Annotated in this window: 26 protein-coding genes; 2 read left to right on the top strand and 24 right to left on the bottom strand. The window is 43.7% G+C overall.

Features of this window, described 5'->3' with window-relative positions; all coding sequences use genetic code 11:
- Window positions 1-1576: 1576 nt before the first annotated feature.
- From MUB50_RS15310 to MUB50_RS15215, 20 genes are all read right to left on the bottom strand, one after another.
- Window positions 1577-1810, bottom strand: a complete 234-nt coding sequence (locus MUB50_RS15310; protein ID WP_173733054.1) for a hypothetical protein — start codon at window positions 1808-1810, stop codon at window positions 1577-1579.
- Between the two features lie 122 nt (window positions 1811-1932).
- Window positions 1933-3306, bottom strand: coding sequence for a DNA repair protein RadA (gene radA, locus MUB50_RS15305; RefSeq protein WP_118626403.1), 1374 nt, complete (start codon window positions 3304-3306; stop codon window positions 1933-1935).
- A complete protein-coding gene (locus tag MUB50_RS15300) occupies window positions 3300-3713 on the bottom strand; it encodes an endosialidase (RefSeq protein WP_118626401.1) in 414 nt (137 codons plus the stop codon). The genes radA and MUB50_RS15300 overlap by 7 nt, the downstream gene beginning before the upstream one ends.
- Window positions 3714-3809: 96 nt before the next feature.
- Window positions 3810-6275 carry an ATP-dependent Clp protease ATP-binding subunit gene (locus tag MUB50_RS15295; RefSeq protein WP_138277645.1) on the bottom strand — a complete coding sequence of 822 codons (2466 nt, stop codon included), beginning with the start codon at window positions 6273-6275 and terminating at the stop codon, window positions 3810-3812.
- A gap of 11 nt (window positions 6276-6286) precedes the next feature.
- Window positions 6287-6664 carry a GntR family transcriptional regulator gene (locus tag MUB50_RS15290; RefSeq protein ID WP_015525911.1) on the bottom strand — a complete coding sequence of 126 codons (378 nt, stop codon included), beginning with the start codon at window positions 6662-6664 and terminating at the stop codon, window positions 6287-6289.
- A 72-nt stretch (window positions 6665-6736) separates the two neighbouring features.
- Window positions 6737-7510 (bottom strand): SseB family protein, encoded by a 774-nt coding sequence (locus MUB50_RS15285; protein ID WP_138277646.1) that lies wholly within the window; start codon window positions 7508-7510, stop codon window positions 6737-6739.
- A 185-nt stretch (window positions 7511-7695) separates the two neighbouring features.
- Window positions 7696-8970 carry a phosphoribosylamine--glycine ligase gene (gene purD, locus MUB50_RS15280; RefSeq protein ID WP_138277647.1) on the bottom strand — a complete coding sequence of 425 codons (1275 nt, stop codon included), beginning with the start codon at window positions 8968-8970 and terminating at the stop codon, window positions 7696-7698.
- A 32-nt stretch (window positions 8971-9002) separates the two neighbouring features.
- Complete coding sequence (gene purN / locus MUB50_RS15275; protein WP_015525907.1) at window positions 9003-9626, bottom strand: phosphoribosylglycinamide formyltransferase; 624 nt, start codon at window positions 9624-9626, stop codon at window positions 9003-9005.
- A complete protein-coding gene (purM, locus tag MUB50_RS15270; RefSeq protein ID WP_138276298.1) occupies window positions 9620-10645 on the bottom strand; it encodes a phosphoribosylformylglycinamidine cyclo-ligase in 1026 nt (341 codons plus the stop codon). Before purM ends, purN begins: the two co-directional genes overlap by 7 nt.
- Window positions 10646-10695: 50 nt before the next feature.
- Window positions 10696-11196 carry a 5-(carboxyamino)imidazole ribonucleotide mutase gene (gene purE / locus MUB50_RS15265; RefSeq protein WP_015525905.1) on the bottom strand — a complete coding sequence of 167 codons (501 nt, stop codon included), beginning with the start codon at window positions 11194-11196 and terminating at the stop codon, window positions 10696-10698.
- Between the two features lie 123 nt (window positions 11197-11319).
- Complete coding sequence (locus MUB50_RS15260; protein WP_420314710.1) at window positions 11320-13401, bottom strand: aminopeptidase; 2082 nt, start codon at window positions 13399-13401, stop codon at window positions 11320-11322.
- The gene (locus MUB50_RS15255) at window positions 13382-13993 is read right to left on the bottom strand and encodes an HD domain-containing protein (protein ID WP_244791568.1); all 612 of its coding nucleotides are present in this window, start codon (window positions 13991-13993) and stop codon (window positions 13382-13384) included. The genes MUB50_RS15260 and MUB50_RS15255 overlap by 20 nt, the downstream gene beginning before the upstream one ends.
- Before the next feature lie 3 nt (window positions 13994-13996).
- Window positions 13997-14311 carry a hypothetical protein gene (locus MUB50_RS15250; RefSeq protein ID WP_244791566.1) on the bottom strand — a complete coding sequence of 105 codons (315 nt, stop codon included), beginning with the start codon at window positions 14309-14311 and terminating at the stop codon, window positions 13997-13999.
- Entirely contained in the window at window positions 14295-14768 is a 474-nt protein-coding gene (locus MUB50_RS15245) for a VanZ family protein (RefSeq protein WP_173753838.1), read from the bottom strand. The genes MUB50_RS15250 and MUB50_RS15245 overlap by 17 nt, the downstream gene beginning before the upstream one ends.
- 64 nt (window positions 14769-14832) lie before the next feature.
- The gene (locus MUB50_RS15240; RefSeq protein ID WP_022426215.1) at window positions 14833-14985 is read right to left on the bottom strand and encodes a hypothetical protein; all 153 of its coding nucleotides are present in this window, start codon (window positions 14983-14985) and stop codon (window positions 14833-14835) included.
- Window positions 14986-15055: 70 nt separating this feature from the next.
- Window positions 15056-15730, bottom strand: coding sequence for an orotate phosphoribosyltransferase (pyrE, locus tag MUB50_RS15235; protein WP_244791564.1), 675 nt, complete (start codon window positions 15728-15730; stop codon window positions 15056-15058).
- A gap of 139 nt (window positions 15731-15869) precedes the next feature.
- Window positions 15870-16775, bottom strand: a complete 906-nt coding sequence (locus tag MUB50_RS15230) for a dihydroorotate dehydrogenase (protein ID WP_330590843.1) — start codon at window positions 16773-16775, stop codon at window positions 15870-15872.
- Entirely contained in the window at window positions 16772-17566 is a 795-nt protein-coding gene (locus MUB50_RS15225) for a dihydroorotate dehydrogenase electron transfer subunit (protein ID WP_244791562.1), read from the bottom strand. Before MUB50_RS15225 ends, MUB50_RS15230 begins: the two co-directional genes overlap by 4 nt.
- 15 nt (window positions 17567-17581) lie before the next feature.
- Entirely contained in the window at window positions 17582-18508 is a 927-nt protein-coding gene (gene pyrF / locus MUB50_RS15220; protein ID WP_021650965.1) for an orotidine-5'-phosphate decarboxylase, read from the bottom strand.
- Window positions 18505-19803, bottom strand: coding sequence for a dihydroorotase (locus MUB50_RS15215; protein ID WP_244791560.1), 1299 nt, complete (start codon window positions 19801-19803; stop codon window positions 18505-18507). The genes pyrF and MUB50_RS15215 overlap by 4 nt, the downstream gene beginning before the upstream one ends.
- A 325-nt stretch (window positions 19804-20128) precedes the next feature.
- Here MUB50_RS15215 and MUB50_RS15210 point away from each other — a divergent pair, with 325 nt between their 5' ends.
- Window positions 20129-20329: a cold-shock protein gene (locus MUB50_RS15210; protein ID WP_015525894.1), complete on the top strand. Its 201-nt coding sequence runs from the start codon at window positions 20129-20131 to the stop codon at window positions 20327-20329.
- A gap of 144 nt (window positions 20330-20473) precedes the next feature.
- On the opposite strand, the gene MUB50_RS15205 is transcribed toward MUB50_RS15210, so the two are convergent.
- Together MUB50_RS15205 and MUB50_RS15200 are read right to left on the bottom strand one after the other, a co-directional pair.
- Window positions 20474-20728, bottom strand: a complete 255-nt coding sequence (locus tag MUB50_RS15205) for a hypothetical protein (protein ID WP_118516104.1) — start codon at window positions 20726-20728, stop codon at window positions 20474-20476.
- A 117-nt stretch (window positions 20729-20845) separates the two neighbouring features.
- Window positions 20846-21685, bottom strand: a complete 840-nt coding sequence (locus MUB50_RS15200) for a DegV family protein (RefSeq protein WP_244791558.1) — start codon at window positions 21683-21685, stop codon at window positions 20846-20848.
- A 159-nt stretch (window positions 21686-21844) separates the two neighbouring features.
- Between MUB50_RS15200 and MUB50_RS15195 the strand changes: the two genes are divergently transcribed.
- Complete coding sequence (locus tag MUB50_RS15195) at window positions 21845-22348, top strand: DUF5721 family protein (protein WP_138276302.1); 504 nt, start codon at window positions 21845-21847, stop codon at window positions 22346-22348.
- On the opposite strand, the gene MUB50_RS15190 is transcribed toward MUB50_RS15195, so the two are convergent.
- Window positions 22349-22681 carry a sporulation initiation factor Spo0A C-terminal domain-containing protein gene (locus MUB50_RS15190; RefSeq protein ID WP_244791556.1) on the bottom strand — a complete coding sequence of 111 codons (333 nt, stop codon included), beginning with the start codon at window positions 22679-22681 and terminating at the stop codon, window positions 22349-22351.
- A gap of 280 nt (window positions 22682-22961) precedes the next feature.
- A complete protein-coding gene (gene htpG, locus MUB50_RS15185) occupies window positions 22962-25016 on the bottom strand; it encodes a molecular chaperone HtpG (RefSeq protein ID WP_138276304.1) in 2055 nt (684 codons plus the stop codon).
- Window positions 25017-25059: the final 43 nt, after the last annotated feature.

Genomic DNA, 25059 nt, shown 5'->3' with positions numbered 1-25059 from the left:
TCTCAGACAGCTCGCTTATTCTATCTCATCTCTTTTTGTTTGTCAAGCACTTTTTTAAGTTTTTTTCAAACATTTTTGAGTTAAGATTTTGTTGTCGCTTCGTTGACGACTTGGATACTTTATCATATCTTCTGTCTTTTGTCAACTGCGAATTTCATTTTTCTGAAATTCTTTTTAATTGTTTGTTTTTTGAAAACAATTATTTGCGACAGCTCAGTTATAATAACACTGGGAGTTGTGCTTGTCAACCATAAAATTCAATTTTTTTAGATTTTTCTGGAAATTTATTTTTATAGGACAATTTTTTATTCTTATTTGTAATTTTAGGATTATCTTTATTGTTGTTTATTGTGTTGTTTATCGTGTTGTTTTTTAATAATAAGTCTCTTCGCTGGATGGCGCTACGCCGGTCGCATTTTCAATGCGGTAAGTGCGAGGGAAGGCGATCTCAGAGTTCCGTAGCCCGAACGCCCTCCCTCGCGCTCCCACCCCGTTGGGCACGGAAGGAGTTCTTCGTTGTTGTGTGTGCTGCGTTGTTGACTTTTGTCTGTATGCTGCGGTACTCAGAGTGGAACGTTGTGCCGATCTGATCCCTGTATTCTTCGATATTTATAGTGATACGCTGGGCTGATCTCGTTTCCGGATTCTTCAATATTTATAGTGGCACGTTAGGCCGATCTCGTTTCTGGATTCTCAATATTTATAGTGGTACGCTGGGCCGATCCGGTCCTGTATTCTTCGATGTTTATAGTGGTACGCTGGGCCGATCTGGTCCCTGTATTCTTCAATATAGTGGTATGTTGGGCCGATCTCGTTCCTGTATTCTTCAATATTTATAGTGGTACGCTAGGCCAATCTGATCCCTGTATTCTTCGATATTTATAGTGGTATGCTGGGCCGATCCGGTCCTGTATTCTTCGATATTTATAGTGATACGCTGGGCCGATCTCGTTTCTGGATTCTTCGGTACTTATAGTGGTACGTTGGGCCGATCTCGTTTCTGGATTCTTCGGTACTTATAGTGGTATGTTGAGCCAATCTGGTTCCGGGGATTCTTCGGTACTTATAGGAATATTCTATACCAATCTGGCATTTCAGGACAGGACGCCCAGTCCGCTTCCGTCACCTGTTCTGTTTTTTTCCTGTCGGCTGGAAGCGTCAGCCAGAGGAAGGTGGCATCGGGCCGGGCTGCTGCGGAGGAGGGGTGATTACTACTTGGGCTGCGGGAGACGGCGTTATTGCGGCAGGGGCTGCTGTCTGAGCCGAAGGCGAGTTCTGGCCCTGCCGCAATGCTTTTAGCCGTCTCACGGAGTCCTAGTAGTATCCCCCGACGGAGTCCCTGCCCGGACCGATACCACCTTCCTCTGGCGTCCCTCGTCCACATCCACCCCACAAAACCTCAACAGCATCCACAACTCCATCCACCCCCGGACCGATTCCACCTTCCTCTGGCGTCCCCCTCTCCATCCCAAAAAAAAACGGCACCCGGCAGATTCAACACTGCCAGACACCGGAAACAAAACACCCGTCAAACAGACATATACAATATATAATCAACATTCGCCATCTGCTCAACTCAATTACCACCAGAAAGTTCTCTCAGCAACTCAAGATCGCTGGCCTGCACTTTAATATTCGTAGTCAGCTTCTCACCCTCAGGACTAATATACGTCACCTCAAGAATGCTCCCCTCACGAATCCCACGCCGTGAAACCGCACTACAAAATGCCGGAAACTTCGGATGATTCTGTTTAAATGTATTCCATGCATTCATAACCTTCATCATATTTCCAATATTACCAATACCCATAATCAACACCAGCCTTTCCTTACTATTATCTATGTTTTTTATCTATTAACCCAAACACAGCCGCCGTACAAACCATACAGCGGCTGACCACATGCTCATATTCAAAATAACCTGCCGGGAACTCACAACCCTCTGATAAAAGAAATCGCATCCCTGATTCCAGCCACATAAACCAATTTAATTCCTTTAATCCTCTCTGTAGCCGTCCGGTTCACCTTAGGAAGTATCACCGTCTCAAACCCAAGCTTTTTCGCTTCCTGCACACGCTGTCCGGCCATACTCACTGCACGAACCTCGCCACTCAGACCAATTTCACCAAACGCCATCACCGAATCCGGGATCACGATCTCCTTCGCACTGGAAATAATAGCAAGGCAAATACCCAGGTCAATTGCCGGCTCTGTCATTTTCATACCACCCGCAATATTCACATAAGCATCTGAAGCAGCAAGATGAACTCCCGCCTTCTTCTCCAGAACCGCCATCAAAAGATTCACACGATTAAAATCCGTACCAACTGCTGTTCTTCTCGGAATTCCAAAATTACTCTGACACACCAGAGCCTGAATCTCCACCAAAATCGGTCTCGTCCCCTCCATAGAACATGCAGCAACAGATCCCGAAGCATTCTCCGGTCTTCCATTCAAAAGGAACTCGGAAGGATTCTTCACTTCTTCAAGTCCGGAATTCTGCATCTCAAAAACACCAATTTCATTGGTAGAACCAAAACGATTTTTCACCGCACGCAAGATCCGGTAAGACGCATGCCTGTCCCCCTCAAAGTAAAGCACAGTATCTACCATATGCTCCAGTACACGAGGACCTGCCACATTTCCCTCCTTAGTCACATGACCCACGATAAAAATGGACACACCCATACCCTTAGCGATCTGCATCAGTACATTGGTAGATTCCCTCACCTGAGAAACGCTTCCCGGTGCAGACGAAATATCTTCATGAAACATCGTCTGGATAGAATCCACAACAGCTACATCTGGCTTCGTCCGCTCAATGATCTCTCGGATATTTTCGAGATTCGTCTCACAGAGCAGTTTCAGTTTATCATTAAACGTTCCAAGACGATCTGCCCGGAGCTTGATCTGTCTGAGAGACTCCTCACCAGAAATGTATAAAACAGAAACCCCCTGTGAAGATAAATTTCTGCACACCTGCAACAACAATGTAGACTTGCCAATACCAGGATCTCCACCTACCAAAACAAGGGAGCCGGGGACGATTCCGCCTCCCAGCACCCTGTCAAGTTCACTGATTCCGCAACTCTGACGTTCATCTGAAGAAAGACTGATATCTTTCAGAACTACAGGCTCCGTTTTCTTTTGTGTAGTTTTAATACTCCCCGAGGAAGATTTTTGGGAAGAAACCGTTTCCTCCACAAAAGTATTCCATGCCTTACATGCCGGGCACTGTCCCATCCACTTGGCTGATTCATACCCGCATTCCTGACAGAAATAAACCGTTTTTTTATTTTTTAGCATTTTACAATTTTAACTTCTGCTTTGGTGTTCGCATCCAGTTCAACACTGAATGAAAGCTTGCCGCCCAGGTTTGTGGTCATTGTACCTGTACTTACATCGTCAATAAATACCTGATACTCTGTCTCAGCTTCCAGTTCAACAGTAATCTGAGAATCCTCAAAGCCCTGAACCTCAAACCTCATTGCTGTTCCATCCTGCTGAAGATGGAACACACTGGTTCCCGGAACAGACTCATATACGAACATTCCATTACGCTCAAGTTTGGTAATCTCCTTATATGTTTTTACTTTATACATATCTCCCTGATACTGATAATCCGACAATTTGGATTTCTGATTTAATTCATAATTTCCAAAACTGATAGTCCCATTATCTTCTGTGCGGATCAATTCCTGTACCACTGCCATGATCTTATGTCCTCCTGAAATCTTTCGTTGTATAGTTTTAATTTTGTTAATTATAACTTATTTCTGTTTTTTTGGCTATAGAAAGTAATAAAATTCTTACGCTTTCTCCGCATCTTTTACTTCAAAGCAGATTTTCTTGTCTTTGACCTTCACCTGTACGGTATCACCGGCTTTGATCTGACCTGCAAGGATTTCTGTTGCCATCTCATCCTCGATCTTTGTCTGGATCGCACGACGCAGCGGTCTTGCACCGTATTTACTGTCAAAGCCTGCATCTGCGATAAGATCTTTAGCTGCTCCGGTAACTTTCAGTATGATATCCAGCTGTTCCTGACAGCGTTTTTCCAGGTTTTTCAAAAGAATAGTAACGATCTTCCTGATATTTTCTTTATTCAGAGAATGGAATACCATGATCTCATCGATCCGGTTCAGAAATTCCGGCTTAAACATCCGCCGCACTTCTTCCATCACTCCGGACTTCATCCGTTCATAATCACGCTTTTCCGTATCTCCGGACATAAATCCAAGATGTTTCGGTTCCATGATCATCTGCGCACCTGCATTGGAAGTCATGATAATGATCGTCTGCTTAAAATCCACTTTTCTGCCTTGAGCATCTGTAATATGACCATCATCAAGTACCTGCAGAAGAATATTAAACACATCCGGATGAGCCTTTTCAATCTCGTCAAAAAGAATGACACTGTATGGATTTCTGCGCACTTTTTCGCTGAGCTGTCCACCTTCTTCATAGCCTACATATCCGGGAGGCGATCCGATCATTTTAGAAACACTGTGTTTTTCCATATATTCGGACATATCTACACGGATCATTGCCTGCTCACTTCCAAATACAGCTTCCGCCAGTGCTTTGGAAAGCTCCGTTTTTCCCACTCCGGTAGGTCCCAGGAACAAGAAAGAACCTATAGGCCTTGCGGGATCCTTTAATCCTACTCTTCCCCTTTTTACCGCACGGGCAACTGCAGAAACTGCCTCATCCTGTCCGATCACACGTTTTTTCAGAACCTTTTCCAAATTTGCAAGCCTACGGGATTCCCCCTCTGTCAGACGCTGTACAGGTATTTTGGTCCAGTCAGACACAATACCGGCAACTGCCTCTTCATCAACTGTAAGTGGATTTTTCCGATTTTTCCGCTCCGCCTTTCTTCGGATCTTTTCCAATTCTGCTTCCGCTTCATTCTGCTTTGCCTGTGCTGCTTTCGCACCTTCGAGATCTGCATTTATGACTGCCTGTTCTTTTTGTTTCAGAATATCGTGGATTTCTCTTTCCAGGGCTTCTGCTTTCGGAGACGGACAATATCCCGCCAGTTGTACTTTCGACGCTGCCTCATCAATAATGTCAATGGCCTTATCCGGAAGAAACCGGTCATTGATATAACGAACGGACATTTTTACAGCAGCCTCAATCGCCTCATCCAGAATCTCTACACCATGATGTTTTTCATAATACGGGCGCAGCCCCTTCAGGATTTCAACAGCCTCCTCTTCTGTAGGCTCTTCCACGATGATAGGCTGAAAACGCCGTTCAAGCGCCGCATCCTTTTCAATGTATTTCCGATATTCTTCCAGTGTCGTTGCTCCGATCAGCTGGATCTCTCCGCGGGAAAGAGACGGTTTCAGGATATTGGAAGCATCCAGTGCACCTTCCGCTCCACCTGCTCCGATGATCGTATGGATTTCATCAATAAAGAGCAATATTCCCTGCTGTTCGCTTACCTCATCGATCACATTTCGGATACGTTCCTCAAACTCACCGCGATATTTACTTCCTGCGACCATTCCGGAAAGATCCAGAACTACGACCCGCTTATCCTTCACAGTATCCGGTACCATTCCTGTGACGATCCGCTGTGCAAGTCCCTCTACGATAGCCGTTTTTCCTACTCCCGGCTCTCCAGTCAGGCAGGGATTGTTCTTTGTTCTTCTGCTCAGGATCTGGATCAGTCTGGCAATCTCTTTATCCCTTCCCACTACAGGATCCAGCTTACCTTCTTCTGCCATGGCCGTCAGATCTCGGCTATACTGATCCAGAGTTGGTGTTACACTGCTGTTTCTTCCCTTTGAAGCTTTTACAGCCTGGAATTCTTCCGCAATGGTATCGCTGTCCATTCCCATTGCCGTCAGTACTGCCGCATAAAGCTTCTGGATATTGGCACCCATTGTATACAGCAGTCTGGTACCCACACAGTCTGTTTCTTTCAACATTGCCAGCAGAATATGTTCTGTCCCGACTTCCTCAAAACGCATGGATTCTGCTTCTGCATATGCACCCTCCAGAACTCTTCTGGTTCTCGGACTGAATCCCGGTCTCTGTGAAACAGCCGTATTTCCCGGCGGTGCGATCAGTTTATCGATCAGGGCTATTGCTTTATCAGCCTGGATCCCAAACTCCTCCAGAACTCTTCCTGCTGTGCCCTCCTTTTCTTCTACAAGCCCGACCAGCAGATGCTCCGTGCCGATATAACTATGTCCGCAGGAGCTGGCTGCCTCTTTTGCCAGAGCAAGAACATTCTCTGCCTGTTTTGTATATCGTTCCTGCATGATGTCTCCTCCTATCTGTCTGTGTCATACTCGTCAAAAATCTCGTCCACCAGTTGATGAACTTCTTCTCTTGTTACATTTTTACAGCATCCCCATGCCATTGCTACTGTCAGATTCTGTTTCATTTCTTCCAGTGCTCTGACCTTATCTGCATCTATGGAGATCACCGCTCCCTTTCGCCTGTCAATAGTCACAAAGCCTTCCTGACGAAGCAGCGCATATGCCTTATTCACAGTATGCATATTGATTCCTGCAATGCTTGCAAGCTGCCGTACAGAAGGCAGAGTATCCCCTTCATGAAGCCTTGATGTAGCGATCCCCATTATGATCTGATTGGTGATCTGCATATAGATTGCCTCATCACTGTTAAAATCGATTTCTATCACCATAGGGTAATCTCTCCTCTACAACAGCAAAAGGCTGCACAGTTTCATCCTGGCAGCCTGCTGTGATTTTTGTTTTTATTTACTGATCCCTGCAATCTTCTCTATCTGTTCTTTGTTAAGAACCAGATTAAATCCCATTGGATTTACCACATAAGCGTTTGCCTGCGGAATCATCAGGTTCGGAAGTTTATCTATAGTCACTTTCGCAACACGGAGATTCTTGCCTCTTCCAAATTTCTCAAATTCCATAACATCTGTAAACACAGGCTGCATGATCTTATCCTCTTTATTTTTCAGATACGGAATATGGAGCTTTCCATCTTCTTCCTGCTCTGCATTGATCGCGATCAGGAATTCTGCCTTACGCAGGTTAGCTATCAGCTCTTCTTCCAGCTCACGGATATTCTTGTGCTCTTCCTGTTTTACCGGGCGACGCAATTCCTGCATAAAATAAATTCCGGAAAGTTCAAGCGACGGATTCAGAAGTGGTCTCTTAGACGGCTCGATCTTACTCATATCTCTCTGGTTTGCGATCTTTCCGATCTCAATCTCGATCTTTTCTTCTCCGTCGATCCAGATCACACTGTTCACTCCGATCGCATACAGCGTACCATACAGTCTTGGATAGTCTTTTTTTTCATATTTCATGCCCATAAGAAGGATCTTATCATCAAGGAGCTGTTTACCATATTCTTTAATCTCTTCTTCTGTGGCAAAAATCCTTGCCTGGTCATTAAATGTTTCTTCATCACAGGTCACATATGGAAGTCTGGTTGCCTGTGAATATGCAACAAATACTTCCTCCCTGTTTCTGAGCTCATGGATTGCTTCTTCTACACTGATTCCCATTTTTCTGTCCTCTCTGCCTCATCACTTGGATGCGACACTTCATCAAGGAAAATGGTTGGTTCCTGTTGTGCCCTGTCAGCATCCAGCTTTTCATGTTCGTAACTACTCACTGCGTTTCATAGTTGTTACTATTGTACAATGAAATCCCTGTTTTCGTCAAGCTGTGCCTGTGAAAAATGACCAACTTAAGCCTCGTCGATAGCTTTTCCGATATCGTGACGCATATACTTGTTTGCAAAACTGATCCACTCTGTAGCAGCATATGCATTCTTTCTGGCTTCTTTTAATGTCTCTCCTTTGGCAGTGATGCCAAGAACACGTCCACCGTTTGTAACGATCTCTCCATCTTTAAATTTAGTTCCCGCATGGAAACAGTAATATCCGTCTTTGTCCTTAAAATTCTCAAATCCATGGATTGGAATACCTTTTTCGTATTTTACAGGATATCCATCACTTGCAAGAACAACACAAACTGCTGCATTGTCCTCAAATTTCAGATCGATCTGATCAAGTTTGCCATCTACACAGGCTTCCATTACTTCAATGATATCATTCTCCATACGCGGAAGAACAACCTGTGCTTCCGGATCACCAAATCTTGCATTGTATTCCAGAACCTTCGGGCCATCTGCAGTAAGCATCAGTCCGAAGAAAATGATTCCCTTAAACGGACGTCCCTCTGCTGCCATGGCATCTACTGTCTTCTGATAAACATATTTCTTACAAAATTCATCTACTTCCGGAGTATAGAACGGACTTGGAGAAAATGTTCCCATTCCGCCTGTATTCAGTCCCTGATCTCCATCTTTTGCACGCTTATGATCCTGTGCAGATGTCATGGTACGGATTGTCTTTCCATCAACAAAAGAAAGTACGGAAACCTCACGGCCTGTCATAAATTCTTCAATTACCATGGTATTTCCGGCATTTCCGAATTTTTTATCTTCCATGATCTCTTTTACACCAGCTTCTGCCTCTGCAAGATCCTGGCAGATCAGAACACCTTTTCCAAGAGCAAGGCCATCTGCCTTCAAAACGATCGGGAATTTTGCCTCGGTTCTTAAATATTCCAGAGCTTTTTCCGGATCATCAAAATTCTCATAAGCAGCTGTAGGAATACCATATTTTTTCATAAGATCCTTAGAAAAAGCCTTGGAGCCTTCCAGAATAGCAGCATTTTTGCGCGGTCCGAACACACGCAGTCCCTCTGCCTCAAACACATCTACGATTCCGCCCACAAGAGGATCATCCATTCCCACGATAGTAAGATCGATCTCTTTTTCTTTGGCAAAGGCTGCCAGTTTTTCAAACTCCATTGCTCCGATATCTGCACATTCCGCATACTCTGCGATTCCTGCATTTCCGGGTGCACAGTAGATCTTGTCAACTTTCGGGCTTTTTGCAACACTCCATGCAATTGCATGTTCTCTTCCGCCGCTTCCTACGATTAATACTTTCATCTGTTTACTCCTTTGTTTCATCTGTCTGCTGATTACTTTAAAGAAACAATTCCATCTGTCACTGTGATCTTGTCATTGGCGATAAGATTGATTGCTTCCGGAAGGATCTTCCACTCTGCTTTTTCCATTACGCGTCTCTGAAGCTCCTTGGATGTATCCCCGTCTTTTACCTTTACTGCTTTCTGAAGAATGATCGGACCTGTATCCGTTCCGGCATCTACGAAATGGACCGTAGCGCCTGTTACTTTCACTCCTCTTGCAAGAACTGCATCATGGACCTTAAGTCCATAAAAACCTTTTCCGCAGAAAGACGGGATCAGGGATGGATGGATATTGATGATTTTGTTGGGATATGCTTCCACCATCATCGGAGGGATCGCAACCAGATATCCTGCAAGAACGATCAGGTCTACTTCTTTTTCCTGAAGCTTCGCCAGTAATGCTTTATGGAAAGCTTCTCGGTCCGGATAGTCTTTCGGTGCGATGCATACCGCCTCTATATCATGCTTTCTGGCTCTTTCCAGAGCATAAGCGGAGGCATTATTACTGATCACAATATCTACTTTTGCATTTGTGATCTCTCCCGCATCAATAGCATCCAGGATCGCCTGAAGATTCGTTCCCCCACCGGAAACAAGAACACCGATCTTTAACATAAGGTCACTCCCTTTTCTCCCTCTTCAATGGTTCCTACCACATATGGCTTGTCACCGGTTTTACGGATAGCTTCCATTGTTTTGTCAACATCTGCAGGATCTACTGCCAGGATCATTCCAAGACCCATATTATATGTATTATACATCATATGCTCATCAATATTTCCTTTTTCGGCAAGGAGCTTGAAGATCGGAAGTACCGGATAGCTGTCTTTTTTGACAACGGCTCTGGTTCCGTCTTTCAGCATACGTGGGATATTCTCATAGAAGCCGCCACCTGTGATATGACTGCATGCATGAATCTGCACGCCAGACTCTCGAATGCTTTTCAGTGCTTTTACATAGATTCTGGTCGGTGCGATCAGCGCCTCTCCCAGAGTTGTTCCAAGCTCTTCATAATAAGTATCAAGAGACTCTTTTGTCATGTCAAATACTTTACGTACAAGAGAAAATCCATTGCTATGAACACCTGTGGAAGCCATACCGATCAGGACATCTCCTGGTTTCAGGGCCTCTCCTGTAAGAAGATCTTTTTTGTCAACGACTCCTACCGCAAATCCGGCAAGGTCGTACTCATCTTCCGGCATAAGACCAGGATGCTCTGCTGTCTCACCACCGATCAGAGCTGCCTCAGACTGCACACAGCCCTCTGCAACACCTTTTACGATCTCTGCGATCTTTTCCGGATAATTTTTGCCGCAGGCAATGTAGTCCAGGAAAAACAATGGCTCGCCACCTGCACACGCAATATCATTTACGCACATGGCTACGGCATCAATTCCTATGGTATCATGCTTGTCCATAACCATGGCTACCTTAACCTTGGTTCCACATCCGTCTGTTCCGGAAACCAGAGTAGGCTCTTCCATATCTTTGAATTTCTCCATGGAAAATGCACCTGAGAATCCGCCGATTCCTCCAAGTACCTCCGGTCTCATCGTCTTGGCAATGTGCTTTTTCATCAGCTCTACTGATTTGTATCCTGCCTCAATATCTACGCCTGAAGTCTTGTAATCCATAATGTCCTCCTTATGACAACACTTTTTTATTTTTATGGTAAAAGATTTATTTAGTAATTTTTGTATCCAACTTCCTGAAGCCTTGCGTCTTTCTTCTCGACCTGCTCTTTCAGATCCTGACTGTAGGCTTTCAGTCTGGAAAGAAGCTCTGCGTCAGAAGTTGCAAGGATCTTGGCAGCAAGAAGTCCCGCATTGGCACCACCATTGATCGCTACTGTGGCAACCGGGATACCGCTTGGCATCTGTACGATTGAGTAAAGGGAATCTCTTCCTCCCAGAGATGTTGTATGCATCGGAATACCGATCACCGGCATTGGAAAGATCGCCGCGCACATTCCCGGAAGATGAGCTGCCATTCCTGCGCCTGCGATGATAACTTTGAAGCCTTTTTCTTCTGCTGTCTTTGCATACTCGAAAAATACATCCGGTTCTCTGTGTGCGGAAATGATCTTCATCTCATAATCAATTCCCAGTTTCTCCAGGATATCTGCTGCTTTGCTCATAACCGGCATATCTGAATCACTACCCATTACAATTCCTACTTTTGCCATTGTGTTCTCCTTTCATGGTACACTAACTGAATATTAACCTGTGTCCTTTGACTATTGTTATGGTTATTCTACGTATATTCTCACTTTCTGTCAATACGATCAGAAAAACTGTAAATTTACTAATTAACTTATATTATTAATTAATGGAAGATTCTCAAAAGGACGGTTTAATTCCTCTGTTCCCGGAAGAACAAACCTTCCGTTTTCGATAATGGAAAGCATTTCTCCCTCATCATCGATCACACGGATACTTCCAAGCTCATCATAGGGAATGGTAATATCTGTATGACAGCCATAATAAGCAAGGCTTACGTCATCCTTTCGCATCTCGGAAATCTCATTATCCCTGGCGATGATCTCTTTTCCATCCGGATTATATACCGGTGTATCCTCTGCCCAGCTGTAACAGGTATCGCCCACAGCAAAATGCGGTCCCATTTTTTCTGCGATCAGGATCGGAAGCTTATCCGCAATTCCGTATTTCAGCGCCGCCACATAGGCTGTGGTATTTGTACCGATAGCAAACTCTCCCATGGGGATCTTCGGATGGTGGTGGAGGATATTATCTTCAATATATTTCCGGTTCTCTTCTTCGGTTTTAAAATTCGAACAGGTGTAATCAATAACCTGGCCGCAGTCAAATACCAGCTTCAGATCCCGGAACTGAAGACCGTTCAGATATACTTTTTTCACATGAAGGATTCCGCCTGTGCCTGCCAGCTGTGGAGATGTAAAGACTTCGCCCACCGGAATATTCACGTCTGCCACACAGTTCTCAAAATTCGTCTGTTTCTTCGGATCTGTCAGTTCATGAAGATGAATCAGAAGATCCGTCTCATTGTCTCCACGTCCTTTGACTTCCACCCACTCACAGGTATCCAGGGTATTGATGATCGTCTGCTGGATTTCCTGATAGAGATGGTAATCCAATGTATTGATCTTTACGATCTCACGGAAAATTTCCTCATAATTTCCACCAATCTCAGGAACCGGATATGCAATGATCGTAAAACTTCTCTCATCACCTTTGATGTATCGGTTTACGATCTGTCCGGATTCATTGTCAAGCTCTGTCTGAAGCTTCTGCTGCATCTCGCTTAATGCATAAGCTTCCGGCTTACTTACCGGAGAGAAAGGATTTTCTCCAAATGTATCAATACAGGCCGGACCGCCATGTACTTCTGCCAGTTCTCTGTACTTCTCATAGGAAGTCTGCATAGCCCGAAGTTTTCGCTGAACAAAATCCCCATCCAGGAACAATGCACTGTCCTGACGATGATCGTAGTCGTACTGCGGATTGGCAACGCCGCCTGTATAGCCTACTCTCACTGCCCCTCTCTTATTTACCACATGCGTTGCATGACGATAGATCACCGGCTTCAGACCCATTTTTTCAAACTGAAGGATTGCTGCTTTTACCATCCGTTCGAAGCCAAGATTATATCGGATATTTACTGTTTTCTTTTTTGTGATATCCTTCCGTCCGGTGATAAATCCGATCCGATAGCCTTCTGTATAGGTAAAAGCCATCTTATCGATTTCTTCCTGAGAAAGGGAGTTCAGAAACTCTGCAACTCCTGTTTCATTCTCTGAAACAAATTCGCCATAGCGATACAGATATCTCAGATCGGAAAGATCCGAATTCATGATGATATCTGCCGCAAAGTCAAGCTCCGGATCTACACCTTCCCGTATCCTCTGTTCCATCATATCCTGGCAGTAATCATTCACATAGGAACGGAGAATCCCTTCCACTGTTGCAGCCTCCGGAAGTTCTTCCTCGCAAAATGCAGAATATACTTCCAGAAACAGTTCCATGGATACGATCATATCCCACAGCCTTTTCTCATGTGCATAAGCTACAGTTCCTGCGATCTCTGCATACAGAAAACTGAAGGCTTTTCCGTATTCTCCCAACTGCTTTACTGCATACGCCGGATTTCCATAGCTGCTTTCATAATTTTCCGGGAGGATATCCTGATAAAAGCAATGATTTCTCTCCTTCAACTCCTCCATCGTAAGCTCTGCTGAGCTCTCATCCATCACATCTGCTGCCATGGAAAGAAACTTTGCCCTGTTTCTGAAAAAATCTCCAAACGGTTTTTTTACGGTTTCTTCTGTTATGATCTCACGGATCCGTTCCTTAGCAAGTCCATAACGTTCTTTCATGCATTCTTCCAAGACTTCATCTCCCATCTTTTTCATCATCGATCACATGCCCCAGGGCAATGTGTTTGTCAACGAGTTCTTTCATATATTCCCAGATCACTTCAGAACCTTCTCCCGTTTTCCGGTTTCTCTTATAAATCTGACTTTTCTTCACCTGATGCTCTTCCCAGCTTTTCCCGTTGGAAGCATCATTGAGAAACAATGGCTGACAATTATCCAGCACATGGGCAAATTTCGCCTCCGGGGTTTCGTAAGCCTCAAACTCCTCCCATAATGCTTTTAACCACTGTCCCTGATCTTCCGGCAATAGTCCGTAGATCCGTTCTGCAGCCTGCTTCTCCCTGTATTCCTTGGTTGTCGCTCCTTTTTCATCATATGCATAGGTATCACCTGCATCGATTTCTACCAGGTCATGCACCAGTACCATAGGAATCACCTTCGAAAGATCCACTTCCACATTGGAATATTCCTTCAAAAGCACTGCCATCAACGCCAGATGCCAGGAATGCTCCGCATCATTCTCTTTCCGCTTTCCGTCTGCAAGATACGTCTGACGGAAAATATTCTTGACTTTATCTATTTCCATAATAAAGTTCAGCTGTTTTTTTAAGCGTTCTTTTTTATCCATCTGTTATACCCCCGATAAAAAAAGTCCCAGCCAGATAACCAGGATCACTCCGTTCAAAATAGACCCGACCATGCTTGTCCTGTGTTTCCGGTTTTCTTCCGAAAAGCTGGAAAGCCCCAGTGTAAACCCATATGCAGAAAGCAGCATGGCAAAAAGCCCGGTTCCGCCGATCAGGCCCCCGAGCTTTCCATCAAAAAAGAGTGCAAGCACAACTGCCGCGATAAACAGCACGAGGGAAACCACCGCAAGTCCTACAGACCATTTTCCTTTGGAAGCTTCTCTTTTTTTTGCAAATGCATATCTATATCTTCTTGCCATTAATTTTTCTCCTAATCCTGTCGCAGACTGCATAAATCCCATATCCAAGCGCTGCGCCCAGAGTATTCAATATCATATCATCCACATCAAAACAGCCAACTTTTGTGATCAACTGGATTACTTCTATCGTCAGACTGATAACAAATCCGGATAATATGATAAAAAAGCTATTTCGCATTTTTCCGGTTATTACCGGAAGAATAAATCCGTATGGCACAAATCCCAGCACATTTCCAAAAACATTTGTGAAAAGCGCAAATGTACCCACTATTTTTCGATAAGTCCAGAAACGCCTGATCTCCACAAACGGAACAAGATTATAACGGTATTCTCTTTCTGCATCCGCCACTCTTCCGTATCCTTCTGAAAAGAACAGAAGATACACAAGAACAAGAACATACAGTACAAAAAAAGCTGTCCCGATTTTTTTTACTCTGCGTTTTGTCCCTTTTTCCAATATTCTCCCCTGCTTAAATAGTCTGAAAAGCCACACGGAACAACGTGCGGCTTTTCAGATCATATTAGATTAATATCTCTGATTTTCTTCTGAGCAGTCTCGCACCGTTCACGATCATCAGAATTCCTGTGACAAGTCCCGTCACCAGAACGACAATACCGAGTGCAAGGCTTCCCGCCCCGCTGCTCGCCATAGTTTTATAAATTTTTTCATTCATAAGGCTGCGTCCTCCCAGTAAAAGCGGACCTTCGGAATCCGCCGCTCTTTTATGACCTTTTATAACAATATTATTCTGCGCCGTACTGGTCATAATATGCATCAATGGCAGCTTTCAGCTTATCATCGATCACAACACGGCCTTTGTATTCTTTGTTGTAGAGATGCTCAACAACCTCTGCCATAGTTACAATAGCTGTAGTCTGAAGACCGTAGGTTTCCTCGATCTCTTTGAGCGCACTCTTTGTTCCCTGGCCACGTTCCATACGGTCAACAGAAACCACAAGGCCTATCGGATTTACATCTCCCTGTGCTTTGATGATCGGAAGTGTTTCTTTAATGGATGTTCCTGCGGTCGTAACATCCTCAATGATCACTACCTTATCCCCATCCTGGAGCGGACTGCCAAGAAGAATTCCTTTATCTCCGTGGTCTTTCACTTCTTTACGGTTGGAACAGTAACGGATATCCTTTCCGTACATTTCACTGATCTCCATAGTTGCTGCTACAGAAAGCGGAATTCCTTTGTATGCCGGTCCAAACAGCACATCAAAATCCAGTCCGAACTTGCTTTCTATCGCTTTTGCATAATACTGTCCCAGCTTGCGAAGCTGCGCACCGGTACGGTAAAATCCTGTATTTACAAAAAATGGTGTCTTTCTTCCTGATTTCGTAGTAAAATCTCCAAATTTCAGGACATTACAGTCAATCATAAATTCAATAAATTCCTGCTTATACTGTTCCATTTATCTAATCCTCCATGTTTTTCATATATACGACAAACCCAGGATCCACACTCTGCTGCAATTCCAGTGTAAAATCCCTTTATTTATCCTGTTAATTCTAACATATGAACAACAGAATTGCAAATACGGCAATACTCCGTTATTTCACTACTCCGATCAGCTCATTGATATCTTCCACTTTCTGTTTTTCAAGAAATGCCTGAATACCATCTGCGATCTCCACAGTAGCATAAGGGTTAAAAAAGTTTGCAGTTCCCACAGACACTGCAGTAGCACCTGCCATGATAAATTCCAGAGCATCCTCAGCAGTTGCGATTCCTCCCATACCGATGATAGGAAGGGATACTGCATTTGCCACCTGATATACCATACGGACAGCTACCGGTTTTACTGCAGGGCCGGACATTCCACCGGTTTTATTTGCCAGTGCAAATGTACGTCTGTTGATATCGATCTTCATGCCTGTCAGGGTATTGATAAGAGAAAGAACATCTGCACCGCCAGCTTCTGCTGCTTTCGCCATCTCGGTAATATCGGTTACATTTGGGCTCAGCTTCATGATCACCGGCTGTTTTGCATATTTCTTTACTTCTTTTGTGATCTCTTCGAGAGCTTTCGGATTCTGACCGAAGGCAATTCCGCCCTCCTTGACATTCGGGCAGGAAACATTGATCTCCAGCATATCCACAGGCTCGTTTCCAAGACGTTCTACAACCTCACAATAATCCTTTGCAGATTTGCCACAGACATTGACGATGATCTTTGTATCATATTTTTTAAGGAACGGAATATCTCTTTCACAGAAAACATCAATCCCCGGATTCTGAAGACCAATGGCATTGAGCATTCCGGATGCTGTCTCTGTCACTCTCGGTGTAGGATTTCCCGGCCATGGTACATTTGCCACGCCCTTTGTCACAACCGCACCAAGTCTGTTCAGATCCACAAATTCACTGTATTCCGTTCCGGAACCAAATGTTCCGGACGCTGTCATCACCGGATTCTTAAGTTCTACGCCGGCAAGATTTACATTCATTCTGCTCATAGCTCTACCTCCGTGCTCAGGAATACAGGTCCGTCTTTACATACTCTCTTGTTATGAACATGAGAATGAGGATCCACATCTTTGGATTTGCACACACAGGCAAGACACGCGCCTACGCCACAGGCCATACGCTCTTCCATGGAGATCCAGCACGGAATTCCCTTTTCAAGCGCATATGCCTTGATGGCACGAAGCATCGGGGCAGGTCCGCAGGCAAAGATCGCATCTGCCTCAAGATCGTTCTCACGGATGGCATCCATAACATTTCCCTTTGTTCCTGCAGAGCCGTCTTCTGTTGCCACATAGACATCTCCGTAAGCTTCAAATTCTTTATTCAAAAACAGCTCATCTCTGTATCCGAGAACCATGATCTTTTCTGCGTCCAGCTGTTTAGCAGTTTCCAGCATCGGCGGAATTCCGATTCCACCACCCATGAGAAACACTTTTTTGCCTTTTACTGCATCCAGTGGAAAACCATTTCCCAGAGGTCCCATAGTCTCAATGGGGACCCCTGCATGAAGTCTGGAAAATTCCTCAGTACCGGTTCCTTTTCCTGTAACGCGATATACCAGTCTCAGTTTTCCTTCTGCTTTATCGATCTCACAGAGACTGATGGGTCTTGGCAGAAGTTTACCGCCATTACGGCTGTAAAGTGACACAAACTGTCCCGGCACTGCATTTTTTCCAATCTCACCTGCATCCAGCCACATACTGTAAATATCTGTACCAATACATTCCTGGCTGAGTATCTTACAGGGCTTTTTTGTTTTTTTATTTTCTGATGTACTCATAAAATGCCTCCTGTATTATCTGTTCTCCAACGCACCGCTGATATCTGCGATCATATCTTTTACTGCCGCTCTGGAAGCATCTGCGTAATTTTCAGCGCCAAACTCTTTATATTTCTCCTGCTTATATGCAGCGATGATTCCTCTGGAAGAGTTTACGATAGCACCAAGTCCGTCTTCATTAAAGAAATGGACAAGATCTGCGCCCTTTCCACCCTGAGCACCATATCCGGGAACAAGGATAAATGTCTTCGGCATGATTTTTCTTAACACCTTTCCCATTTCCGGATAGGTCGCACCTACAACAGCACCAACATAACTATATCCATCACCCATAAGCTCATCGCCCCACTGTGCAACCTTCTCACCTACCAGCTCATAGAGCGGGCGGCCGTCGATGACACGATCCTGGAACTCACCACTTGATGGATTGGAAGTTTTGACCAGAACAAAGATACCCTTTTTCTCTTCCTTGCATACGTCCATAAAAGGTTTCACACCATCAGAACCAAGGTATGGATTGACCGTTGCAAAATCCTCATCAAAACCTGCATATTTTTTTGAACCTACCTGAACCTGTCCCAGATGGCCAACTGCATATGCTGCAGATGTGGAACCGATATCACCTCTTTTGATATCACCGATCACAACCAGATCTTTGGATTTACAATACTCAACCGTTTTCTTGTATGCGATCAGTCCCGGGATACCAAACTGCTCATACATGGCGATCTGTGGTTTCACTGCCGGGATCAGATCAAAGGTCGCATCCACGATCCCTTTGTTATACTGCCAGATTGCTTCTGCAGCGCCCTCCAGAGTCTCCCCAAACTCTGCAAAAGCCTTTTTCTGGATATGCTCCGGAATATAATTCAGCATAGGATCCAGTCCTACAACGATTGGTGCATTTGTTTTGCGGATATTGCTGATCAGTTTGTTAATCATGATTCTTTCTCCTCCTGGTTTTTAAATACAATTTTTCCGTCACAGATGGTATAAAGCACTTTTCCCTTTACTTTCCAGCCATCAAACGGTGTGTTATGTCCTTTGGAAACAAATTTATTTTTATCGATAGCATACTCCTGCTCCGTATCCACGATGATCACATCTGCCGGATGGCCTTTCTGGAGAGTTCCTCTGTCAAGCCCGAGGATTTTCGCCGGATTCAGGCACATCTTCTCAACCATCTGTTTCAGTGTGATCACATCTTTTTCCACCAACTCTGTATAGGTGAGCGGAAGGCTTGTTTCCAGACCTACGATCCCAAATGGTGCATTCTTCATAGAACCTGTTTTTTCCTGTGTACTGTGCGGTGCATGGTCCGTGCTGATCACCTCGATGGTACCGTCTTTCAGGCCCTGTTTCAGTGCTTCCACATCCTTCGGTGTACGGAGCGGCGGATTCATCTTGTAATTCGGGTCATCTGTTTTAATATCATCTGATGAAAGGATAAAATGGTGCGGGCATACTTCAGCTGTGATATTGTCGTATCCTTTTTCTTTTACGATCTTCATCATCTGGGCATCTCCATAAGTGGAACAGTGGCAGAGATGAAGATGGACTCCTGTCTCCAGCGCCAGAATGATATCTCTGGCTGTAATGGTATCTTCCACTGCATTGCAGATTCCGGGAAGCCCCAGTCTTTTGGCGTTCTCATCCTCATTCATGCATCCATCTCCACGCAGATCGATATCTTCACAATGGTCAAAAAACGGTACACCGCATTCTGCTGCGATCCTCATTGCTTCTTTACAAAGCGCTGTATTCATCACAGATTTGCCATCCTCGGACACTGCCGGGATCCCCGCTTTCACCATTCCGGAAATATCTGCAAGTTCAGTACCTTTTTCTCCCATGGTGGCTGCACCTGCCTGAAGTACATGAATACCGGAAACCTGCGCAGCCTTGTTATGTACATAGTTTACCCGGTCCGGATTATCTATAGTGGGAGTTGTGTTTGGCATAGCAACTACAGTTGTCACACCACCACGTGCTGCCGCCGCCGCACCACTCTTGATATCTTCCTTATGTGTCTGGCCCGGATCACGAAAATGGACATGAAGGTCGATGATTCCCGGCATGACCAGCTTTCCTTTCGCATCGATCACACGGTCGCCATCTTTCTTTTTCAGCTTCTGGCCTATTTCCGCAATGATTCCGTCTTCCAGATAAATATCGCCTGTTTTATCCGTATCTGTAGCCGCATCCACGATCCGGCCTCCTCGAATCAGAATCCCCATTTCTGTTCTCCTCTCATCCTGTATTTTCAAAGCAGATTCTTCGATCCGCTTGTATTCTACTATATCATACACGATATTTCTCTATTTATAAAGATTTTTTTTACAAAGCAATTTCGCCCCTTTTTACACCCCGGAATTGTTGGAATTTTCTCCTTGACATTTCAAAACACGGGTTATATAATCAGAGCATGGCAAGATATTTAATGTAAAATCACTAGTTTTTAGAGATTATATTTACATGAATATAGTCTGTGAAATCTGGTGATTTTTTATTATCATCAGAAGGCTATTTTAATTTTTTTTATTTTTATGGAGGTAACACAAAATGAACAAGGGAACTGTAAAATGGTTCAACGCAGAAAAAGGTTATGGTTTTATCACAGGTGAGGACGGACAGGATGTATTCGTACACTTCTCCGCTATCAACGGTGAAGGCTTCAAATCTCTTGAAGAAGGACAGGCTGTATCCTACGACTTAACAGAGGGCGCTCGCGGAATGCAGGCTGCTAACGTTACAAAGTTATAATTCTATAACCATAAAAAACGTATAAGTCAAGACGGGGCTGCTTTATGGCAGACCCGTTTTTTATTGTATTATGTTTATCCTGTATATAAAAATCCCCGGGATGCTTCAACCCATCCCGGGAACCCATCACTTCATATGTGTTTTCTATTCCGCACTGTCTGAAGATAATCCGGAAATATAATCTGTCAATGCAGAAGTATCCATCACAGTATCTACCTTCACACTGGCTTCCTTCGCCTGGATCTTGGCGTATGCGGAATATCCGATCCAGCCCACAAGCAGAACCGCGATGAGGATCCATGCCGCCATCTCAAGTACAAATTCTGCGCGTTCCTTCTTCAGGGCACTGTTTCGCGAGTATTTACTGTTTTTATATTTGTCAACTTTCTTCTGGCTCATTGTCTTTCTCCTTTGCCGCTTCAATACTTCGTTCATTATAGCACACTTGTTTTCAAAAGGAAAGCAGCAACTCCCCGAAGAAATGTGATAATTTTCTGAACTGGAGATTTTCTCTGATCAGACTGCTACGATAACGCCACCATCATTGGCATACATACTGCTGACACCGGCAGTATCCATAACTACGATCTTTGCAGGATTCAGTTTCTCACGGATAGCCTCCTCCAGCATCTTCGCTCTTTCCGGACAATTGCAGTGAGTGATGACAACTGTCTTTTCCGGAATGTTGATTCCCTTCTCTCCAATGTGATCCACCATTTTTACGATTGCTTTATTCATGCCTCTTGCCTGATCCAGCTGACAGATCGTTCCTTCCGGAGTAGATCCCATAACCGGCTTGATCTTCAGCGCACTGGCCACCAGAGCTTTCACTCTGCTCAAACGTCCGTTCTTGCGCAGAGTTTCCAGATTCTCCAACACAAAAAATGTGCTCATCTCTTCAATATATTTCTCTACTTCACTTACTACTTCTCCAAAAGAAAGTCCCTTTTCTTCACACTCCATGATCTTCATGGCAATCAGACTCTGACCACCGGATGCAGATTTGGAATTAAATACATGAACCTTTTTCTCCGGCTGCTCTTCCAGGAACAGGTTTTTTCCAAGAATTGCACTGTTATAGGAACCGCTCAATTCTGACGAAAGTGTCACCGCATAAATATGTTCCGCATCACACTCATATGCCTTCATATATCGTTCCGGAGAAGGGCATGCAGACTTGGGGCATTCCGGGCAGGCCGCAACCTTCTTTAAAAAATCTTTCTGATCGAAATTCTCATCATCTATAATATTCTCACCACCCACCGTCAACGTCAGTGGTATGGATTCAATCCTGCCGTCATTTTTCCATTCATCTAAAAGCTCCCCACAGCTATCTATCGCAATCTTATAGCTCAATTATATCGTCCTCTTTTCCATTATATGTAGTATTCAATACCACATCTATCGTATCACATAAACAGATATTTGAAAAGAGTTTTTTAAAAAGTCTGTCCTTTTTTCTTTATCTGAGATATAATGTCTACACGCGATCACATAAAAGAAAGGAAGTGCGGCATGCTTGCATTAAGGATCACAGATATCCGGGATTTCACAAACAAACTTTTTATAGGAGAAGTATTTGACAAATTCTGTCTGTCCGAAGCGACTGTGACTACTTTTAATACTTTTACCATTGATGGAAGGCTTCAGAAAGATTTTTTTGATACAGACAGCATGAACAGATTTGCAGAGCACGGCCGGACACATTCTCTCTGGAAGGACATCAGACCTTTCTGCTGGTCTGTGATCCGCGGTAAGCGTACACCCTTGAGCTTCAGGATCGTGCTGCATTTAAGTCGGAGCGGAGTTGAAGCCGCAATGAGAAATACAGATTTCGGAATTTCCTCCGAACAGATAGACGGACTATTCTTAAATCTTCAATTTAAAAATAACAGCCTTCTTTGTACTACCGGAACCTCGCTCAAAACATTCTCTATGGATAAACGCCCGGAGCAGTTCTGGGATGATATGATCCTGAGCTTTCTGTCCAGGAATCAGATTCTTTTTGAAAGGCTGTAGTCAATTCTCTTCTTCTATTTCCCTCAGGTAATACGCAAGCATATCAATAAATTCACTGTTGGTAGGCTTGTATTCCAGAGGATATCCTGCAATCTCATCCAGCAGTTTTTTATTTCCTTCCCAACACACATTTACCATCGTTCTGATATCATGCTCAATATTGGTAGGTGTTGATCTGTACTTCCGTGCCAGGCATGGATAAATGTCCTTTGTGATCCGCAATGGTTTATACTGATCCCCCATAGAAATCTTTACCGCTTCCGCAACGAAAAAATATCCTTTGTATTTCGAATTTGCGCCAAGCCTTCTGATCAATTCATACACCTTTTTCATACATTTGTTCCTCCATTTCATTCTTTTCTCTTTTCAAAAGCACTCCCTTATATATACTACGACACTTATCTATATTTTTCGCTTTCTTCTGAAAATTTATTTTATACATATTAGATACTAATTTGAATTTTTAGTCATATTTTACAGGTTATTTTTATTTAATGTCTATTATTTTATTTAAATTTTCTTGAATTGTGTTAAAGATACGCATATTGTTATAAAAAAAGCAAAGACTTCGCCCCATTACGGGCGAAGCCTTTCGATCGTTTTGTATGTCGTTTTATTTTGTAAGAACCATAAGGATATCGTTGCTTCTCTTTACAAATTTTGTCATTTCCTCCGGAGAAAGCTGTTTATGACTCATCATTGCAAGATCATAAAGCTGTTCACAGATCACCGGAACATACTCTGATCCCTGATTTTCTGCTATAAATCTTACAAGAGGATGATTTGCATTCAGTACAAGTACTTCCTGACCGCCGAACATATTCGGATCCATTCCGTACATATTGTACATTTTCATCATATCCTGCATACGGCGACTCTCCTCAGGAAGAGTGATCATCGCTGCAGTTCCCTCATTTTTCAGCTTCTCTACTTTTACTTCAAGTTTATCCTTGCCAAGATTCTTACGGAACACTTCAGTAAGTGTCTTGACTGTTGTTTCATCCGTTTCTCCGTCTTCACGAAGCTCTTCTGTCAGATCTGCATCAATTCTCTTGAACTGAATCGTCTGATCCTGCTGTTCAAGATGGGAAATAAACTGTGAATCGATCACATGCTTCAGCAGTACAGCATCTTTACCCGCTTCACGGAACATATTAATGTACTGGCTCTGCTGTACCTCATCGGTCACATAATAGATGACCGTTTTTTCCGGTTCCTCATTCTGGGATCCTTCGGAAGCTTTCTCCTCTGTCTTCTCCTCTTCAACTGCTTTTGTTTCTTCTTTTTTATTTTCCTCAATGCAATCTTTCAGGGTAAGATATTTGCCGTCCAGATTCTTAAAGAGGATATAATCGTTCATCTTCTCACCAAATTTCGCATCCTTGATGCATCCAAATTTGATAAATGGGCTGATATCATCCCAGTACTTCTCATAAGACTCTCTATCTGTCTTGCACATTCCGGTGAGCTTATCTGCTACTTTCTTGGTGATGTATTCAGAAATCTTTTTCACAAAACCATCATTCTGCAGCGCAGAACGGGAAACATTCAGTGGAAGATCCGGGCAGTCGATCACACCTTTCAGAAGAAGAAGGAATTCCGGAATCACCTCTTTGATGTTATCTGCAATAAATACCTGATTATTATAAAGCTTGATGGTTCCCTCAATGGAATCATACTCTGTCCTGATCTTCGGGAAATACAGGATACCCTTCAGGTTAAACGGATAGTCCATATTCAGATGAATCCAGAATAGCGGCTCCTTGTAATCCATAAATACCTTACGGTAAAATTCTTTATATTCTTCATCCGTACACTCATTTGGATGCTTCATCCAGAGCGGCTGTGTATCGCTTAAGGATACCGGCCGTTTATTGATCTTTACTTTATCTTTGGCAGGAGAAACTTCCACAACTTCTTTCTCGCCTTTATCATTCTCCTTTTCCTCTGTCTTGGCATCCTCATGGATATGCTCAACTACCACATCATCTTCACGGAGATCTGCCTCATCGATCGTTTCATACTCCTGTTCAGCATTTGCTTTGGAAAGATAGATATTTACCGGCATGAAAGAACAGTACTTCTCAATAACCTCTCTCATACGATATTCATTGGCAAACTCCAGGCTTTCCTCATTGAGGAAAAGAGTGATCTCTGTTCCCGGTTCTGTTTTGTTTCCGTCTGCCATCTCATACTCTGTACCGCCGTCACAGGTCCAATGTACCGGTGTGGAACCCTCTTTGTAAGAGAGAGTATCGATATGTACTTCGTCTGCAACCATAAATGCAGAATAAAATCCAAGTCCGAAATGACCGATCATCTGATCATCGGTTGTTTTATCCTTATATTTCTCAAGGAACTCTGTAGCACCGGAAAAAGCGATCTGTGTGATATATTCCTCTACTTCATCCGCTGTCATACCAATACCGTTATCGATAAACTTCAGGGTTTTCTGATCCGGATCAACGATAACATTTACAGCCGGTTTGTAACCTTCCGGGAATGTATAATCTCCCATAACTTCCAGCTTTCTCAGTTTGGTGATCGCATCGCATCCGTTGGAGATCATCTCTCTTACAAAAATATCATGGTCGGAATATAACCATTTCTTGATGATCGGAAAAATATTTTCACTGTTGATTGATAAACTGCCATGTTTTGCTGACATATATGTCACTCTCCTTTTGTTTTTATTTTTATTTCTGATGTTC

The sequence above is a fragment of the Blautia sp. NSJ-140 genome, from assembly GCF_022868965.1.
GTDB lineage: Bacteria > Bacillota > Clostridia > Lachnospirales > Lachnospiraceae > Blautia_A.
This window is presented reverse-complemented; position numbering and strand designations above follow the sequence as displayed.

What these genes read in the sequence shown, in the direction of transcription:
- MUB50_RS15310 (WP_173733054.1), bottom strand. Translation starts at nt 1,810, where the DNA reads ATGGGTATTGGTAATATTGGAAATATGATGAAGGTTATGAATGCATGG.
- radA (WP_118626403.1), bottom strand. Translation starts at nt 3,306, where the DNA reads ATGCTAAAAAATAAAAAAACGGTTTATTTCTGTCAGGAATGCGGGTAT.
- MUB50_RS15300 (WP_118626401.1), bottom strand. Translation starts at nt 3,713, where the DNA reads ATGGCAGTGGTACAGGAATTGATCCGCACAGAAGATAATGGGACTATC.
- MUB50_RS15295 (WP_138277645.1), bottom strand. Translation starts at nt 6,275, where the DNA reads ATGCAGGAACGATATACAAAACAGGCAGAGAATGTTCTTGCTCTGGCA.
- MUB50_RS15290 (WP_015525911.1), bottom strand. Translation starts at nt 6,664, where the DNA reads ATGGTGATAGAAATCGATTTTAACAGTGATGAGGCAATCTATATGCAG.
- MUB50_RS15285 (WP_138277646.1), bottom strand. Translation starts at nt 7,510, where the DNA reads ATGGGAATCAGTGTAGAAGAAGCAATCCATGAGCTCAGAAACAGGGAG.
- purD (WP_138277647.1), bottom strand. Translation starts at nt 8,970, where the DNA reads ATGAAAGTATTAATCGTAGGAAGCGGCGGAAGAGAACATGCAATTGCA.
- purN (WP_015525907.1), bottom strand. Translation starts at nt 9,626, where the DNA reads ATGTTAAAGATCGGTGTTCTTGTTTCCGGTGGGGGAACGAATCTTCAG.
- purM (WP_138276298.1), bottom strand. Translation starts at nt 10,645, where the DNA reads ATGGATTACAAGACTTCAGGCGTAGATATTGAGGCAGGATACAAATCA.
- purE (WP_015525905.1), bottom strand. Translation starts at nt 11,196, where the DNA reads ATGGCAAAAGTAGGAATTGTAATGGGTAGTGATTCAGATATGCCGGTT.
- MUB50_RS15260 (WP_420314710.1), bottom strand. Translation starts at nt 13,401, where the DNA reads ATGAAAAAGATGGGAGATGAAGTCTTGGAAGAATGCATGAAAGAACGT.
- MUB50_RS15255 (WP_244791568.1), bottom strand. Translation starts at nt 13,993, where the DNA reads ATGGATAAAAAAGAACGCTTAAAAAAACAGCTGAACTTTATTATGGAA.
- MUB50_RS15250 (WP_244791566.1), bottom strand. Translation starts at nt 14,311, where the DNA reads ATGGCAAGAAGATATAGATATGCATTTGCAAAAAAAAGAGAAGCTTCC.
- MUB50_RS15240 (WP_022426215.1), bottom strand. Translation starts at nt 14,985, where the DNA reads ATGAATGAAAAAATTTATAAAACTATGGCGAGCAGCGGGGCGGGAAGC.
- pyrE (WP_244791564.1), bottom strand. Translation starts at nt 15,730, where the DNA reads ATGGAACAGTATAAGCAGGAATTTATTGAATTTATGATTGACTGTAAT.
- MUB50_RS15230 (WP_330590843.1), bottom strand. Translation starts at nt 16,775, where the DNA reads ATGAGCAGAATGAATGTAAATCTTGCCGGCGTAGAACTTAAGAATCCG.
- MUB50_RS15225 (WP_244791562.1), bottom strand. Translation starts at nt 17,566, where the DNA reads ATGAGTACATCAGAAAATAAAAAAACAAAAAAGCCCTGTAAGATACTC.
- pyrF (WP_021650965.1), bottom strand. Translation starts at nt 18,508, where the DNA reads ATGATTAACAAACTGATCAGCAATATCCGCAAAACAAATGCACCAATC.
- MUB50_RS15215 (WP_244791560.1), bottom strand. Translation starts at nt 19,803, where the DNA reads ATGGGGATTCTGATTCGAGGAGGCCGGATCGTGGATGCGGCTACAGAT.
- MUB50_RS15210 (WP_015525894.1), top strand. Translation starts at nt 20,129, where the DNA reads ATGAACAAGGGAACTGTAAAATGGTTCAACGCAGAAAAAGGTTATGGT.
- MUB50_RS15205 (WP_118516104.1), bottom strand. Translation starts at nt 20,728, where the DNA reads ATGAGCCAGAAGAAAGTTGACAAATATAAAAACAGTAAATACTCGCGA.
- MUB50_RS15195 (WP_138276302.1), top strand. Translation starts at nt 21,845, where the DNA reads ATGCTTGCATTAAGGATCACAGATATCCGGGATTTCACAAACAAACTT.
- MUB50_RS15190 (WP_244791556.1), bottom strand. Translation starts at nt 22,681, where the DNA reads ATGAAAAAGGTGTATGAATTGATCAGAAGGCTTGGCGCAAATTCGAAA.
- htpG (WP_138276304.1), bottom strand. Translation starts at nt 25,016, where the DNA reads ATGTCAGCAAAACATGGCAGTTTATCAATCAACAGTGAAAATATTTTT.